The sequence below is a fragment of the Alteromonas nitratireducens genome, assembly GCF_040812025.1.
Lineage (GTDB): Bacteria > Pseudomonadota > Gammaproteobacteria > Enterobacterales > Alteromonadaceae > Alteromonas > Alteromonas nitratireducens.
On record NZ_JBFNPK010000001.1, the window covers coordinates 517,687 to 531,779 of the forward strand.

A 14,093-nucleotide genomic window follows, 5' to 3' on the forward strand; every position below is an offset into this window, starting at 1 on the left:
CGCCGTGCCTTACTCTTCTGTCGTTGTCACATCGCCGTCTGGCGCGGCGTTTTGTTCTGTTTCTCCAGTATGTTCCAGCTCATCGTCAGGAATCACACCGTCATCTTCGACTTCCTCAATACGCTGAAGGCCAACCACAAATTCGCCTTCGGCGGTACGAATGAGGCGAACACCCTGGGTGTTTCGGCCTACCGTCGACACTTCGGTGACGCGCGTACGGACCAATGTACCCTGGTTGCTGATAAGCATGATCTCGTCGTTCTCATCTACCTGCACTGCGCCAACAACCTTACCGTTACGCTCCGAGACTTTGATGGAGACCACACCCTGCGTCGCACGGCTCTTAGCCGGATAATCAGCCAGCGGCGTACGTTTTCCGTAGCCATTTTCAGTAGCAGTCAGGATAGCGCCGTCACCATGCGGTACAATCAGCGATACGACTTTCTGACCATCCTGCAGGCGAATACCACGCACACCGGTAGCGGTGCGGCCCATTGGGCGTAATGCCAGCAGTTCTTCGCCGGTTTCCGGATCACGCTTGACTTCACCGGTTTCAGAGTCGCGCAGTTTCTCGTTAAAGCGCACCACTTTACCGGCGTCAGAGAACAGCATGATGTCATCATCGCCGTGGGTGATCGCAACACCAATCAGCTCATCGCCGTCGTTCAGATTAACCGCAATGATCCCGCTCGAACGAGGACGCGAATACAGGCTAAGGTCAGTTTTCTTAACCACACCGTTTGCCGTCGCCATCAGGACAAACTTACCTTCTTCAAATTCTTTGATAGGCAGTATTGCGGTGATACGCTCACCTTCTTCAAGCGGCAGAATATTTACAATCGGCCGCCCACGGGCATTCCGGCTCGCCAGCGGTAATTGATAAACTTTCAGCCAGTACAGCCTTCCACGTGTTGAGAAGCACAGAATGTGGTCATGGGTATTGGCAACCAGCAGACGCTCAATGAAGTCTTCGTCCTTCATCTTCGTAGCTGACTTTCCTTTACCACCGCGACGCTGCGCTTCGTAATCATTGAGTTTCTGGTATTTAACGTAGCCCTCACGCGACAGGGTAACAACCACGTCTTCCTGTTCAATCAGATCTTCAATGTCGATATCGTGGCTGGCGGCCGTGATTTCAGTGCGACGCGCATCACCGAACTCTTCACGAATCGCTTCAAGTTCTTCGCGGATCACTTCCATCAGGCGCTCCGGGCTGTTCAGAATGTGCAGCAGTTCTGCAATTTGCTCCAGCAGCGCTTTATATTCATCAAGGATCTTTTCATGCTCGAGGCCTGTCAGTTTGTGCAGACGCAGATCCAAAATGGCCTGGGCCTGCTGCTCCGTCAGGTAATATTTACCATCGCGGATACCAAACTCGGGCGTCAGCCAGTCAGGACGCGCCGCGTCATCACCAGCTCGCTCAAGCATTTGCGCAACATCACCCAGAGCCCACCCCTGAGATGTCAGGGCTTTTTTCGCATCAGCCGGGCTTTGTGACGCTTTGATCAGTTCAATAACCGGATCAATATTGGTCAGCGCAATAGCCAGACCTTCCAATACATGGGCACGGTCACGGGCTTTGCGCAGCTCGAATACGGTTCTGCGGGTAACCACCTCACGGCGGTGCAGAATGAATGACTCAAGCACTTCCTTCAGATTGAAAACTTTCGGCTGGCCGTTATCCAGTGCCACCATGTTGATGCCGAACACTGTCTGTAACTGCGTATTCGCGTACAGGTGGTTCAGCAGCACTTCAGCCGACTCGTTACGCTTCACTTCGATAACAATGCGCATACCGTCTTTGTCAGACTCGTCACGCAGCGCAGAAATGCCTTCGACTTTCTTTTCTTTTACCAGCTCGGCGATTTTTTCAATCAGTCGTGCTTTGTTGACCTGGTACGGGATTTCATTAATGACAATGGTTTCTTTGCCATTCTCTTCAGTTTCGATTTCAGCGCGCGCACGCAGATAAATTTTTCCGCGGCCAGTACGATAGGCATCCTCAATGCCTTTGCGACCGCTGATCATCGCTGCCGTCGGGAAGTCCGGTCCCGGGATGTATTCCATCAGTTCTTCGATGGTCACATCGGAATTTTCAATCAGCGCGATACAGCCGTTAATCACTTCCGTCAGGTTGTGCGGCGGGATATTGGTAGCCATACCCACGGCGATACCCGAGGAGCCATTAACCAGCAGGTTAGGTACTTTGGTTGGCAGAACTTCTGGGATTTGCTCAGTGCCATCGTAGTTAGGCACAAAATTGACCGTCTCTTTGTCCAGATCGGCAAGCAACTCGTGAGCGATCTTGGCCATACGAATTTCGGTGTAACGCATCGCCGCCGCCGAGTCACCGTCCACAGAACCGAAGTTACCCTGACCGTCAACCAGCATATAACGCAGGGAAAACGGCTGTGCCATACGAACAATAGTATCGTAGACAGCAGAGTCACCATGCGGGTGATATTTACCAATGACGTCACCCACCACACGAGCAGATTTCTTGTATGGCTTATTGAAATCATTCTTCAATTCATTCATGGCGAACAGAACCCGTCGATGAACGGGTTTGAGGCCATCTCTCACATCAGGCAGAGCTCGCCCGACAATAACGCTCATCGCGTAATCGAGGTAAGAATTCTTGAGTTCTTCCTCAATGTTTACGGGGAGAATTTCTTTAGCGTTATCAGTCATAAACTGCGTAATCCCTTGTTCTCGGTTTGTCGTTTGTCATCGTTGCACGTGCCAGGCTGGCATGAACAAAAACGCAGACGAATTGTTATTATGAGGGTCATAAATAAACCCCGAGTGTACCACCGTGTCACTAAAAGATGTAGCGCTTAATCAGGTCGATTTTCATCCCGGCAGGTAAGTGATTATTTTTCGCGCAGTCGCTACCAGTGGCAAGAATTTTCGTCACATTCCGGCGCGTTTTGCGCTATGTTATGCCCTCTTTATTTATATGTGCATGTGGGTCATCACACCGCACATAAGTATATGTAGGGCACTGGAACCTGATTATGAGCAATGTTGATCACCAGGAAATTACCAAGTTTTCTGAACTGGCTTCACGCTGGTGGGATCCGCAGGGAGAATTCAAACCTCTGCACGACATCAATCCGCTTCGTCTTGAATTCATCGAACAGCACTGTGGTTACCTCAAAGGAAAAACGGTGCTGGATGTTGGCTGTGGAGGCGGGATTCTTACGGAGGCAATGGCCGCTGCCGGTGCTGACGCAACGGGTATTGATATGGCCGACGCGTCGCTTGAAGTCGCCCGCCTGCATGGTCTTGAATCAGGTATTCAGGCGCACTATGAACAGTCGACAGCTGAAGCTTATGCTGACCGTCATGCTGGTCAGTTTGATGTTGTGACCTGTCTAGAAATGCTCGAGCATGTGCCTGAACCGGCGTCCGTCGTAGCCGCCTGCGCGAGACTGGTTAAACCCGGTGGCCATGTTTTTTTCTCTACGCTGAATCGCAACATCAAGTCTTACCTGATGGCGATTGTCGGCGCGGAATACCTGCTGAATCTGGTACCCAAAGGCACTCATCAGCACAGCCGGTTTCTTAAGCCATCAGAACTGATGGCAATGACCGACCACGCCGGACTCATTGCGCAGGACATTACCGGTTTGCATTTGGATCCGATCAGTCAGCATTATTATCTGTCAGATCGTAATGTCGATGTGAACTATCTGCTTCACACCGTCGCCCCGCTGTAATTCACAGACACGATATATAGTGGTTAAATGATTTATCGCCCACTATATATCGTGACTTCATAAGAAACCGTTTTTTGGAATAAATTATTTTATAGCGGGATCATTTTTTAAAAATGTCTTGCAATCCCGATAGTGAAGGTTCAACCGCCACTGTTAGGTGAGTTACCACTAACGTTAATTTTAATTGTGTTTAAGTGGTCGAATAACCACCAGATATTGGGTTGCATAAATCCTTAAACCTCACTATCTTGTGGTTATCTCGAGCGGTACCAGAAGACGGATGCCAGAAAGTCGTCGCATCCCTTTCTGTCGGGAGAGCGAACCGGGATCGCAAGGATCCGGCGCAATAAAAACAGATCCTTATAAATAACAATGAAACGATTCGTGGTGCAGCGAGGTGGTAAGCCAGTCTCCGACAACACGTTTTGGTTCACGCGCTAACAATAAAATGGCCAGTACAATGAACGATAACTTATACGTCACAAAAAGAAATGGCGAACGCGAAGCCATCGACTTAGAAAAAATTCATAAGGTGATTACCTGGGCAGCGAAAGGCCTGAAAAATGTCTCGGTATCACAGGTAGAGATCAAAGCTCAAATCCAGTTCTACGACGGCATCAAAACCAGCGAAATTCACGAAACTCTGATCAAATCAGCGGCAGACCTGATTTCTACGGATGCCCCTGACTATCAGTACCTGGCCGCTCGTCTGGCAATCTTTCACCTGCGTAAGAAAGCGTATGGTGAGTTCGAGCCGCCAAAACTCTACGACCACGTCAGCCGCATGGTCGACATGGGCAAATATGACCACCACTTGCTGGAAGACTACACACCAGAAGAATTCGCTGAAATGGACAGCTATATCGACCATTGGCGCGACATGAATTTCAGCTACGCCGCAGTCAAGCAGCTTGAAGGAAAATATCTGGTTCAGAACCGTGTAACCGGAGACATCTACGAGAGTGCGCAGTTCCTGTATATACTGGTGGCGGCGTGTCTGTTTGCTAACTACCCGAAAGACACCCGTCTTAATTATGTTCGCCGTTTCTACGATGCGGCATCGACATTCAAGTTATCTCTGCCGACACCGATTATGTCTGGTGTGCGTACTCCGACACGCCAGTTCAGCTCCTGTGTTCTGATTGAAACCGGTGACAGTCTGGATTCGATTAACGCGACCGCCAGTGCAATAGTTAAATACGTAAGCCAGCGTGCCGGGATTGGTGTAAACGCGGGTCGTATTCGTGCGCTTGGCAGCCCGATTCGCGGCGGTGAAGCATTCCACACCGGCTGTATTCCGTTTTACAAATATTTCCAGACTGCTGTGAAAAGTTGCTCGCAGGGTGGCGTTCGCGGTGGCGCAGCGACCCTGTTCTACCCGCTTTGGCACATGGAAGTTGAATCGCTGCTGGTATTGAAGAATAACCGCGGTGTAGAAGAGAACCGTGTTCGTCATCTTGATTACGGTGTTCAGTTTAACAAGCTGATGTACCAGCGCATGATGAAAGACCAGCATATTACGCTGTTCAGCCCGTCAGACGTGCCTGGTCTGTACGACGCATTTTTTGCTGATCAGGATCGTTTCGAAGAGCTGTATGTCAAATACGAAAACGACGACAGCATTCGCAAGAAGCAAATCAAAGCGATGGAGCTGTTCAGTCTGTTCATGCAGGAACGTGCCAGCACCGGGCGTATCTACCTGCAAAACGTTGACCACTGTAATACGCACAGTCCGTTCAACCCTGAAGTGGCTCCGGTTCGTCAATCTAACCTGTGTCTGGAAATTGCGTTACCGACTAAGCCTCTTGAGCATGTTAATGACGAAAACGGTGAGATTGCACTGTGTACGCTGTCAGCATTTAACCTGGGCGCCATTGAATCACTGGATGAATTTGAAGAGTTGTCAGATTTGGCGGTGCGTGCGCTTGACAGTCTGCTTGACTACCAGGATTACCCGGTACCTGCTGCCTACAATGCCACGATGGGGCGTCGCACGTTAGGCGTCGGTGTTATCAACTTTGCCTATTACCTGGCGAAGCACGGTGTGAAATACTCAGATCACAGTGCAAATGGTCTGGTTCACCGCACGTTTGAAGCCATGCAGTATTATCTGCTGAAAGCGTCAAACAATCTGGCAAAAGAGAAAGGCGCCTGTCCGAAGTTCAACGAAACGACTTACGCACAGGGTCTGTTGCCTATCGATACCTATAAGAAAGATCTCGACAGTGTCTGCCAGGAGCCGCTCCACTACGACTGGGATGCGCTGCGTGAAGAAATCAAAACCTATGGGCTTCGTAATTCCACATTGTCTGCACTGATGCCGTCAGAGACATCATCACAGATTTCGAATGCCACCAACGGGATTGAACCTCCACGCGGTCATATCAGTGTGAAATCGAGCAAAGACGGCGTGCTGAAACAGGTTGTGCCGGATTACGAAAACTTAAAAGACAAGTACGAACTGCTATGGGACATTCCGTCTAATGATGGCTACCTGCAGTTGGTGGGTATCATGCAGAAATTTGTTGACCAGACCATCTCTGCCAATACCAACTATGACCCAGGTCGTTATGATGGCGGCAAGGTGCCAATGAAGCTTCTGCTAAAAGATTTGCTGACTGCTTATAAACTGGGTGTGAAGACGCTGTATTATCACAACACCCGCGACGGCGCATCGGACTCATCGGTTACCGATGCCAAGGCACAACAACAAAAACCACAGGCACAGGAAGTCGTCATGACTGAAGATGACGATTGTGCAGGCGGGGCATGCAAAATATAGCGTGCCCTCGCCCGCTCCGGCAGCAAGAACAATCATAAGAAATGCGTTAACGAGTAAGGTTACTTTGGGACTATGAAATACACGACGTTTAATCAGAATACGACCGATCCGCTCTCTGAACCCATGTTCTTCGGTAACCCGGTGAACGTGGCCCGGTACGATCAGCAAAAACACATCATTTTTGAAAAACTGATTGAGAAGCAGATAAGCTTTTTCTGGCGACCAGAGGAAGTAGATGTGACACGTGACCGTGTCGATTTCCTCAAGCTGACCGAATCTGAAAAGCACATTTTTATTTCTAACCTGAAGTACCAGACACTGCTTGATTCAGTGCAGGGCCGTAGCCCGAACATCGCGTTTTTGCCGATTATCTCACTGCCGGAACTGGAAACCTGGGTAGAAACCTGGTCGTTTTTTGAAACGATTCATTCGCGTTCCTACACCCACATTCTTCGCAACCTGTTTGCTGATCCCAGTGACATTTTCGAAGACATTGTGGTTAACGAACAGATAAAACGTCGTGCTGCAGACATCTCACGCTATTACGATGGCCTTATTTTTGCGACACAACTGTGGCAGACGCTCGGCGAAGGTGAGCATACCGTTAACGGCGAAACTCATGTCATCAGCCAGTATGAGCTAAAGAAAAAGCTGTATCTGTGCATGAACTCGGTTAACGCACTCGAAGCTATCCGCTTTTATGTGTCGTTTGCCTGCACCTTTGCGTTTGCTGAACGCAAACTGATGGAAGGTAACTCTAAAATCATTCGACTGATTGCTCGCGACGAAAGTCTTCACCTGTCGTCAACCCAGCATATTCTGAACCTGTGGGCGAAAGGCAAAGACGATCCGGAAATGGCGAAAATAGCCGAAGAGTGTAAGGACGAAGCCCGCGCTATCTTCATGAATGCGGTCGAGCAGGAAAAGCAATGGGCCGATTACCTGTTTGAAAATGGCTCCATGCTTGGACTTAACAAAGATATTCTTTGTCAGTACGTTGAATACATTGCCAACGAACGTATGCGTGCCATTGGCTTTGAGCCACCCTTTGAGGTGACCAGTAACCCACTGCCGTGGATGAACAACTACCTGAGCTCAGACAACGTACAGGTTGCACCTCAGGAATCAGAAATCAGTTCTTATCTGGTTGGTCAGATTGACTCTGCCGTCAGTGAGGACGATTTCGCAGACTTTGAACTGTAATTCTTCAGAATGCCCCCATCCGATAAGGCTTTCCACATTGACGTTGTCGACGTGGGAAGCCTTCAGGCATCAGGCGAAAAATCACTGCTAACCTCACTGGAAGCAGCCGGGCTTGATATTCATTATCATTGTCGTGAAGGCTTTTGTGGTGCCTGTCGCACCAAAATCCTTGAAGGTGATGTCGACTATACCACTGATCCCCTCGCCTTTATCGACGATGACGAAATACTGCCCTGTTGTTGCGTGCCGCTCACCCCGCTAAAGATAGTGATCAATCGTTAGCGATAGCGGATCACCAGCGCAATGCCGCCCACAATTGCCGCCGATGCCAGTATGACCTGCACTGTGAGCGTCTCAGACAACAGTACTGCGCCAGCAAACACGGTAATAACCGGCACATTAAGCTGTAATGAGGCCGCCTGGGTCGATGTGTACGCGGGCAGCACAAAATACCACAGCGCGTAACCCAGTCCTGACGCCAGTGAACCGGATAGCACGGCAAACAACACGCCATCGGCAGGCAAAGCCCCCATGTCGCCACCAGATAACAGCAACAGCGCTACGGTCAGTGGCAGCGTATAGATAAAATTGTCCGCCGTAGACGCGAGTCCCCCGCCCCTCGCGCCCAGCAAAGAATAGCCTCCCCAGGCAACACCGGCGATAACCATGAGCAAAGCAGCGGTCAGAGGCGGCGTTGTCAAACCCGGCATGAGCAACAGAACCAGTCCGGCAATCGCCAGCATCACGCCGCTTATCTGTGCCAGGGAAAGACGCTCGCCACGAACAAAACCGGCACCAATCATCATCAACTGCACCGAGCCAAACAGTAGCAACGCCCCTATCCCGGCACTCATCGACACATAAGCAAATGAAAAGCCGGCAGCATACACAAATAAACAGGCTGCACCAGCCAGTGATCCTGAGCGAAACAAGGGTAGTCGGAGAAGACCCGCAAGGATTAGCAGAGTCACCGCGCCACTGGCAAGCCGCAGCGAGGTAAACGCGGCAGGCGTGATCGCGGTCTCACGCAGGGCAAAGCGGCATAGTAATGAGTTGGCTGCAAAGGCCAGCATGGTTAACGCGGTAAACAGGAACAGCCGCCATGCTGGTGCTGTAGAGCGCGAGAAAATAGTCATACCATGAATGTCACAACAAAAAAGGGCCTTTCGGCCCTTTTTGACTATAGCTGAACACCCAGGCGTTCTGCTACTTCCATATAGGTTTCTACCACTGAACCGAGTCCTTGTCTGAAGCGGTCTTTATCCATTTTTTTGCGGGTTTCTTTATCCCACAGACGACAACCATCGGGCGTGAACTCGTCACCCAGAACAATATTCCCAGCGTTATCGACACCAAACTCCAGTTTGTAGTCAACCAGCATCATACCGGCGTTGTCGAACAGACTTTTCAGTACATCGTTGACCTTAAACGTTAACGCTTTCATGGTCGCAATTTGTTCTTCTGTTGCCCAGCCGAACGAGACGATGTGGTAATCATTGACCATGGGGTCATGCAATGCGTCGTTTTTAAGGAAAAATTCAAACACCGGCGGATCCAGCAGCTTTCCTTCTTCAACGCCAAGACGACGCACGAGTGAGCCTGCTGCCACGTTGCGTACCACACACTCAACCGGGATCATATCGAGCTTTTTAACCAGTGATTCCGTATCAGACACCAGCGACTCAAGCTGCGTTGCAATACCGGCCTCTTCCAGTTTGGTCATAATGAAGTGATTGAACTTGTTGTTCACTTCACCCTTTCTGTCCAGTTGTTCGATTTTCTCACCATCAAACGCAGAGGTATCATTTCTGAAGTGCAGGATTAGCTTGTCTGCATCGTCAGTTTTGTACACGGTTTTTGCTTTACCACGGTAAAGCTCGTCACGTTTTTCCATTCTCTTTCCAGTTAAATATCCAGGTTGTCTTCTGCCATGACGTCCGCAAACACTGCGAATAAGTCAGACACCTGATTTGCCTCAAAAGGGACGCTCTCATTATCCATGAACGTAATAGTGGTTTTTTCCGGGCCGTTTTTGGCGACCTTCAGACGATAATCACCTTCATCCAGTAACAATTCTTCGCTGCTGAACAGGTTGCCCCACCAACCTTCGTCCTTGCCAGTGTATGACACAAACAGTAAGCCGGTAGACTTATCGAGATCTTTCACGTCAAAGCCGAGTTTTCTCAGCACCAGCAGCAGACGAGGCCAGGTGACATCATACTGAGCAGATACAACGTAAGCCGGCTCACCGTCGGCATTGAAGCCCATCTCAGTCTCAAGCCCCTGACGAATACGTGCAATACGACGCGAGTTATCCAGTTGAATCTGGTATTCGTAATGATTAATAACCTGGTTAAGAATGTCGACTTCTTCACGACGTTCTATCAGCGCATTGAGCGAGTCGTCGATATTGTCACCCACCGTCGCGAGATAATCTTTTAGCTCAACTGACAGCGTGGCAGAGCGGCCATGCGGTTTCACTTCCAGAGAAAACTCGAAGCGCCGGCCTATCTGGCTCTCGGTGGTCTCCCAACTGTACCAGCTATCACTTTCTTCCTGTTTGGTAATTATCATCCAGTCCGTGACCAGTGTCCCGGTTTTCGGGTCGAAGCTGTCAACACCGATTTCCTGCTGGTCCAGGTAGCTCAGTAATGAGTTCCAGATAGCCTGATCAAGCGGCTGACTGTCATCAACCTGATCAAACATGACCTTGGCAGAGCGGCTTCCCTCTTCAACGTGTGAGCCTGATACCATCGGCAGCACCAGAGACGGGGATTCAACAATAAGATTACGCCCAACCAGTGAAGGGTCGGCCCCTTCACCCAGCGGCGGTAATGCATACTCATTTGAAAATGCGGGGGCATCGAGGTCGGACGGCACTTGCAGTGACGTACGTTCCTTGTTCTCAAGGTAATCATAGTTACCAGAAGCCGTCTTCCGGTCCAGTTGGCTAGAACATGCTGTAAGCGCCAGAACACCCAGTCCGCTTACCAAAGCCAGCGATAATTTCATTTAGTTTCCTTTTTAACCAGCAATCAGTGCGTATTTTTTTAGTAGTTCTTCGAGTTGATTTTGACTAGTAAGTTCCGGCATGACCATCGGTAACCGCAACTGAGGGGTAGTAATTAAGCCCATTCGGTACAGCGCCCATTTTGGCATCACCGGATTAGGTTCAATAAACAGTGTGGTGTGCAACTCAGCAATACCGGCATCAATTTCCCGACATAACGCACTGTCGCCTTTGAGACCAGCTTCACACATCTGCGACATTGCTTTGGGCACGATGTTGGCCGTTACCGATATTACGCCGTGACCGCCTTCGCAGAGAAACTCACAGCTTGTCGCATCATCGCCGCTGAGCATGACGAAATCTTCGGGCACCAGTGCCTGGGTTTCCTTCAGACGACGAATATCGCCTGTTGCATCCTTAAGACCGACTATCATGGGGTGCGATGCCAGTTCAGCGACGGTCTCAGGCAGCATATCTGCAACCGTTCGCCCCGGCACGTTATACAACATCACGGGGAGCTCGGACGCATCAGCAATCGCGTTAAAGTGTGCCACCATGCCGGCCTGTTGCGGTTTATTGTAATACGGCACCACACTCAGAAAACCGTCGACACCCACTTTGCCCAGTTGCTCGGTCAGGAAAATTGCTTCAGCAGTTGCGTTTGCACCACTGCCAGCCAGCACCGGAATGGCTCCGGCAGCCATGGCGACTGTCTCACGCACCACTGCAATGTGCTCGTCAAAAGGCAGCGTTGCTGACTCACCGGTTGTTCCCACCGACACAATACCGTGTGTACCATTTTCAATGTGGAACTGAACCAGCTTTTCCAGCGCCGGATAGTCAACGTCACCATTTTCAAGCATGGGGGTGACCAGTGCTACGTAACTGCCTTTAAACATAAGCTCTCCGCAATTTATGAGCGCACAATGGTAATTATCTCGGTCAACAAACACAAGCGATTCGACCCGATAAAACACAATAATCTGTATAAGTTTCTTATATGAACAATCTGCTGCGCTGAGGACAGAAAAATCTGCCTGTGGTAGACTGCGCGTCTTTCAATTTTTGACATCAGTAAGCATGAGCCAACAGCAGTTAATTGTTACCATTCTTGGCACAGACAGAAGCGGAATACTGAGTGAGATCGCCTCGACTGTGTCTGAAGCACAGTGCAACATTCTTGATTCGCGTCAGGCCATATACGGGCGCGAGTTTTCGCTGACCATGATCCTCGAAGGATCTCATCAGGCCATTACGCGCGCCGAGTGCCTGATTCCGCCTTTGTGCCAGCGCCTTGATCTGTTGTCGATGATGAAGCGTACCAGCCACCACGCTAAACAGAACCTTGAACACCTGTTTGATGTCGAGTTCAGCGGCCGTGATACGGCTGGTCAGATCAAAGCGGTTACCGGCTTCTTTGCCAAGCGTAACGCGTCGATCAGTGCATTTCGTCAGCGCACTTACTCAGACAAAGAAACAGGTGAAGGCATGATGCGATGTAAGTTTGTCGTCAATATCCCCTCTTCTGAGGACTTCGACGATATTGAGGCATCGCTGATGGCATTGTTCGATTCGTTAAACCTGACCGGTAAAGTAACCGACAAGTATAAGAAGGAAACCAATGAAGACACTACAAGCTGGTGATGCGGCGCCGCAGTTTTCACTGCCAGACCAACAAGGTGACACTGTTTCTCTCAATGATTTTTCGGGTAAGAAAGTGCTGGTGTACTTTTACCCTAAGGCAATGACGCCAGGCTGTACAACCCAGGCGCAGAACCTCCGTGACGTCAAGGCTGAGCTTGACGCACTGAACGTTGTGGTACTGGGGGTGAGCCCTGATCCGGTGAAACGCCTGCCCAAGTTTATTGAAAAGGAATCACTGAATTTCACCCTGCTGTCTGACGAAGACCACAGCGTCGCTGACGCGTTCGGCGTATGGGGACCAAAGAAGTTCATGGGTAAAGAATACGATGGTATCCACCGTATCAGCTTCCTGATTGACGAAAACGGTACGGTTGAGCACGTGTTTGATAAATTTAAAACCAAAGAACACCATACTGTGGTGCTGGATTACCTCAACGGCAACAGGTAACGTCCCGCCGCCAGTTACTGACGAAAAAGCCCGGATGTCCGGGCTTTTTTTTGTGTTAACTCAGGCAGCCTGAGCCGGCTCGCCATCAGACTCCGGTGACCCCGACCATGCAGTTATCACCGCTTTCACCAGTGTCGCCAGTGGTATAGCGAAAAATACGCCCCAGAAGCCCCAGAGCCCGCCAAATACCAGTACCGCAATGATGATATATAACGGATGCAGGCTGACCGCCTCAGAAAACAAGAGTGGCACCAGTAAATTCCCGTCCAGCGCCTGGATGATGCCATAGGCCAGCATCAGGTAACCAAACTGAGGCGTCATACCCCACTGAAACATCGCCACGACAGCAACCGGAATGGTGACAACCGCCGCGCCAATATACGGAATGAGCACCGATAAGCCGACCAGCACACCGAGCAATACGGCGTAACGTAAATCCATCAGCGCAAATGTCAGGCATGACACCCCGCCGACAATGATGATCTCAATCACTTTACCACGAATGTAATTGGCAATTTGTGCGTTCATTTCCTGCCCAACCTGGGATATCAGGCGACGCTCCTTAGGCAGAATGCGGGAAATACTGTCCAGAAAAAACGGTTTATCCTTCAGCATGAAGAACACCATCAGCGGCACCAGTATCATGTAAACCAACAGCGCTGCGAAATTAGCAATATTACTGAATGACGCAGAAATCAGTGTCTGGCCTACATCTACAAGACGGTCATTCAGCCCCTCCATCATCTGATGGATCTGATAAACCTGCACATAATTAGGGTATTTGTCAGGCAACGTCAGGATCCAGTCCTGGGCCTTTTGCCAAATCAGCGGTGTTTCCTGAATCAGATTGACACTCTGTTTCGATACTACAGGCACCAGCACAACCAGCGTAACCACAACCAGCGCAATAAACCCTGTCATCACCAGCGAACACGCAATATTTCTGCCCATGCCGGCACGCACCAGTTTGGTGACCGGCCAGTCAAGCAAATAGGCGATGATTGCCGCAACCAGCACGGGCATAATCAGTGATCCCCATACCAGCAGTACTGTTGCGGATATCAGGATGAGTATGAGCAGCATAGCTGCATCCGGATCTGAAAACTTGCGTCTGTACCAGCGACCAAAAACGCTGAGCATGGTGCGTGTTCCTCGGGAAATGGAAAAAGGATCCGCATCATAGGGTAAAAGCCTGAGGCGGGGCAACTCGGAGGACCAATAATTGTCTGAATTTAGCGCACAATGCCGGTGATGCTGCGGTACAACGCAGAAATTCTTCGATAA

12 protein-coding genes are annotated in these 14,093 nt (G+C 50.1%); 6 read left to right on the forward strand and 6 right to left on the reverse strand.

Annotated elements, in window-relative coordinates; all coding sequences use genetic code 11:
* Window positions 1-9 precede the first annotated feature (9 nt).
* Window positions 10-2,691: a DNA topoisomerase (ATP-hydrolyzing) subunit A gene (gyrA, locus tag AB1N33_RS02330; RefSeq protein WP_411269908.1), complete on the reverse strand. Its 2,682-nt coding sequence runs from the start codon at window positions 2,689-2,691 to the stop codon at window positions 10-12.
* Window positions 2,692-3,017: 326 nt separating this feature from the next.
* On the opposite strand from gyrA, the gene ubiG reads away from it, so the two are divergent.
* From ubiG to yfaE, 4 genes are all read left to right on the forward strand, one after another.
* Window positions 3,018-3,722 (forward strand): bifunctional 2-polyprenyl-6-hydroxyphenol methylase/3-demethylubiquinol 3-O-methyltransferase UbiG, encoded by a 705-nt coding sequence (gene ubiG, locus AB1N33_RS02335; protein WP_411269909.1) that lies wholly within the window; start codon window positions 3,018-3,020, stop codon window positions 3,720-3,722.
* A 460-nt stretch (window positions 3,723-4,182) separates the two neighbouring features.
* The gene (gene nrdA, locus AB1N33_RS02340; RefSeq protein WP_411269910.1) at window positions 4,183-6,504 is read left to right on the forward strand and encodes a class 1a ribonucleoside-diphosphate reductase subunit alpha; all 2,322 of its coding nucleotides are present in this window, start codon (window positions 4,183-4,185) and stop codon (window positions 6,502-6,504) included.
* 72 nt (window positions 6,505-6,576) lie between these two features.
* Window positions 6,577-7,707 carry a class Ia ribonucleoside-diphosphate reductase subunit beta gene (nrdB, locus tag AB1N33_RS02345; protein ID WP_411269911.1) on the forward strand — a complete coding sequence of 377 codons (1,131 nt, stop codon included), beginning with the start codon at window positions 6,577-6,579 and terminating at the stop codon, window positions 7,705-7,707.
* Between the two features lie 9 nt (window positions 7,708-7,716).
* Window positions 7,717-7,989 (forward strand): class I ribonucleotide reductase maintenance protein YfaE, encoded by a 273-nt coding sequence (yfaE, locus tag AB1N33_RS02350; RefSeq protein ID WP_411269912.1) that lies wholly within the window; start codon window positions 7,717-7,719, stop codon window positions 7,987-7,989.
* Here yfaE and AB1N33_RS02355 read toward each other — a convergent pair.
* The 4 genes from AB1N33_RS02355 to dapA are packed head-to-tail and all read right to left on the reverse strand — an operon-like array spanning window position 7,986 to window position 11,616.
* The gene (locus AB1N33_RS02355; RefSeq protein ID WP_411269913.1) at window positions 7,986-8,843 is read right to left on the reverse strand and encodes a DMT family transporter; all 858 of its coding nucleotides are present in this window, start codon (window positions 8,841-8,843) and stop codon (window positions 7,986-7,988) included. The two genes, yfaE and AB1N33_RS02355, sit on opposite strands and share 4 nt — an antisense overlap.
* A gap of 44 nt (window positions 8,844-8,887) precedes the next feature.
* On the reverse strand, window positions 8,888-9,601 hold the full coding sequence (gene purC / locus AB1N33_RS02360) for a phosphoribosylaminoimidazolesuccinocarboxamide synthase (RefSeq protein ID WP_411269914.1): 714 nt from the start codon (window positions 9,599-9,601) through the stop codon (window positions 8,888-8,890).
* A gap of 11 nt (window positions 9,602-9,612) precedes the next feature.
* A complete protein-coding gene (gene bamC, locus AB1N33_RS02365; protein WP_411269915.1) occupies window positions 9,613-10,719 on the reverse strand; it encodes an NlpB/DapX family lipoprotein in 1,107 nt (368 codons plus the stop codon).
* A 12-nt stretch (window positions 10,720-10,731) separates the two neighbouring features.
* Window positions 10,732-11,616, reverse strand: coding sequence for a 4-hydroxy-tetrahydrodipicolinate synthase (gene dapA / locus AB1N33_RS02370; RefSeq protein ID WP_411269916.1), 885 nt, complete (start codon window positions 11,614-11,616; stop codon window positions 10,732-10,734).
* 181 nt (window positions 11,617-11,797) lie between these two features.
* Between dapA and AB1N33_RS02375 the strand changes: the two genes are divergently transcribed.
* Complete coding sequence (locus AB1N33_RS02375; RefSeq protein WP_411269917.1) at window positions 11,798-12,361, forward strand: glycine cleavage system transcriptional repressor; 564 nt, start codon at window positions 11,798-11,800, stop codon at window positions 12,359-12,361.
* Complete coding sequence (gene bcp, locus AB1N33_RS02380; protein WP_411269918.1) at window positions 12,339-12,809, forward strand: thioredoxin-dependent thiol peroxidase; 471 nt, start codon at window positions 12,339-12,341, stop codon at window positions 12,807-12,809. The genes AB1N33_RS02375 and bcp overlap by 23 nt, the downstream gene beginning before the upstream one ends.
* Window positions 12,810-12,869: 60 nt before the next feature.
* On the opposite strand, the gene AB1N33_RS02385 is transcribed toward bcp, so the two are convergent.
* Window positions 12,870-13,949 carry an AI-2E family transporter gene (locus AB1N33_RS02385; protein ID WP_411269919.1) on the reverse strand — a complete coding sequence of 360 codons (1,080 nt, stop codon included), beginning with the start codon at window positions 13,947-13,949 and terminating at the stop codon, window positions 12,870-12,872.
* Window positions 13,950-14,093 lie beyond the last annotated feature (144 nt).

Bases quoted from the DNA above. Each gene is read 5' to 3' on its own strand.
- gyrA (WP_411269908.1), bottom strand. From the start codon at position 2,691: ATGACTGATAACGCTAAAGAAATTCTCCCCGTAAACATTGAGGAAGAA.
- ubiG (WP_411269909.1), top strand. From the start codon at position 3,018: ATGAGCAATGTTGATCACCAGGAAATTACCAAGTTTTCTGAACTGGCT.
- nrdA (WP_411269910.1), top strand. From the start codon at position 4,183: ATGAACGATAACTTATACGTCACAAAAAGAAATGGCGAACGCGAAGCC.
- nrdB (WP_411269911.1), top strand. From the start codon at position 6,577: ATGAAATACACGACGTTTAATCAGAATACGACCGATCCGCTCTCTGAA.
- yfaE (WP_411269912.1), top strand. From the start codon at position 7,717: ATGCCCCCATCCGATAAGGCTTTCCACATTGACGTTGTCGACGTGGGA.
- AB1N33_RS02355 (WP_411269913.1), bottom strand. From the start codon at position 8,843: ATGACTATTTTCTCGCGCTCTACAGCACCAGCATGGCGGCTGTTCCTG.
- purC (WP_411269914.1), bottom strand. From the start codon at position 9,601: ATGGAAAAACGTGACGAGCTTTACCGTGGTAAAGCAAAAACCGTGTAC.
- bamC (WP_411269915.1), bottom strand. From the start codon at position 10,719: ATGAAATTATCGCTGGCTTTGGTAAGCGGACTGGGTGTTCTGGCGCTT.
- dapA (WP_411269916.1), bottom strand. From the start codon at position 11,616: ATGTTTAAAGGCAGTTACGTAGCACTGGTCACCCCCATGCTTGAAAAT.
- AB1N33_RS02375 (WP_411269917.1), top strand. From the start codon at position 11,798: ATGAGCCAACAGCAGTTAATTGTTACCATTCTTGGCACAGACAGAAGC.
- bcp (WP_411269918.1), top strand. From the start codon at position 12,339: ATGAAGACACTACAAGCTGGTGATGCGGCGCCGCAGTTTTCACTGCCA.
- AB1N33_RS02385 (WP_411269919.1), bottom strand. From the start codon at position 13,949: ATGCTCAGCGTTTTTGGTCGCTGGTACAGACGCAAGTTTTCAGATCCG.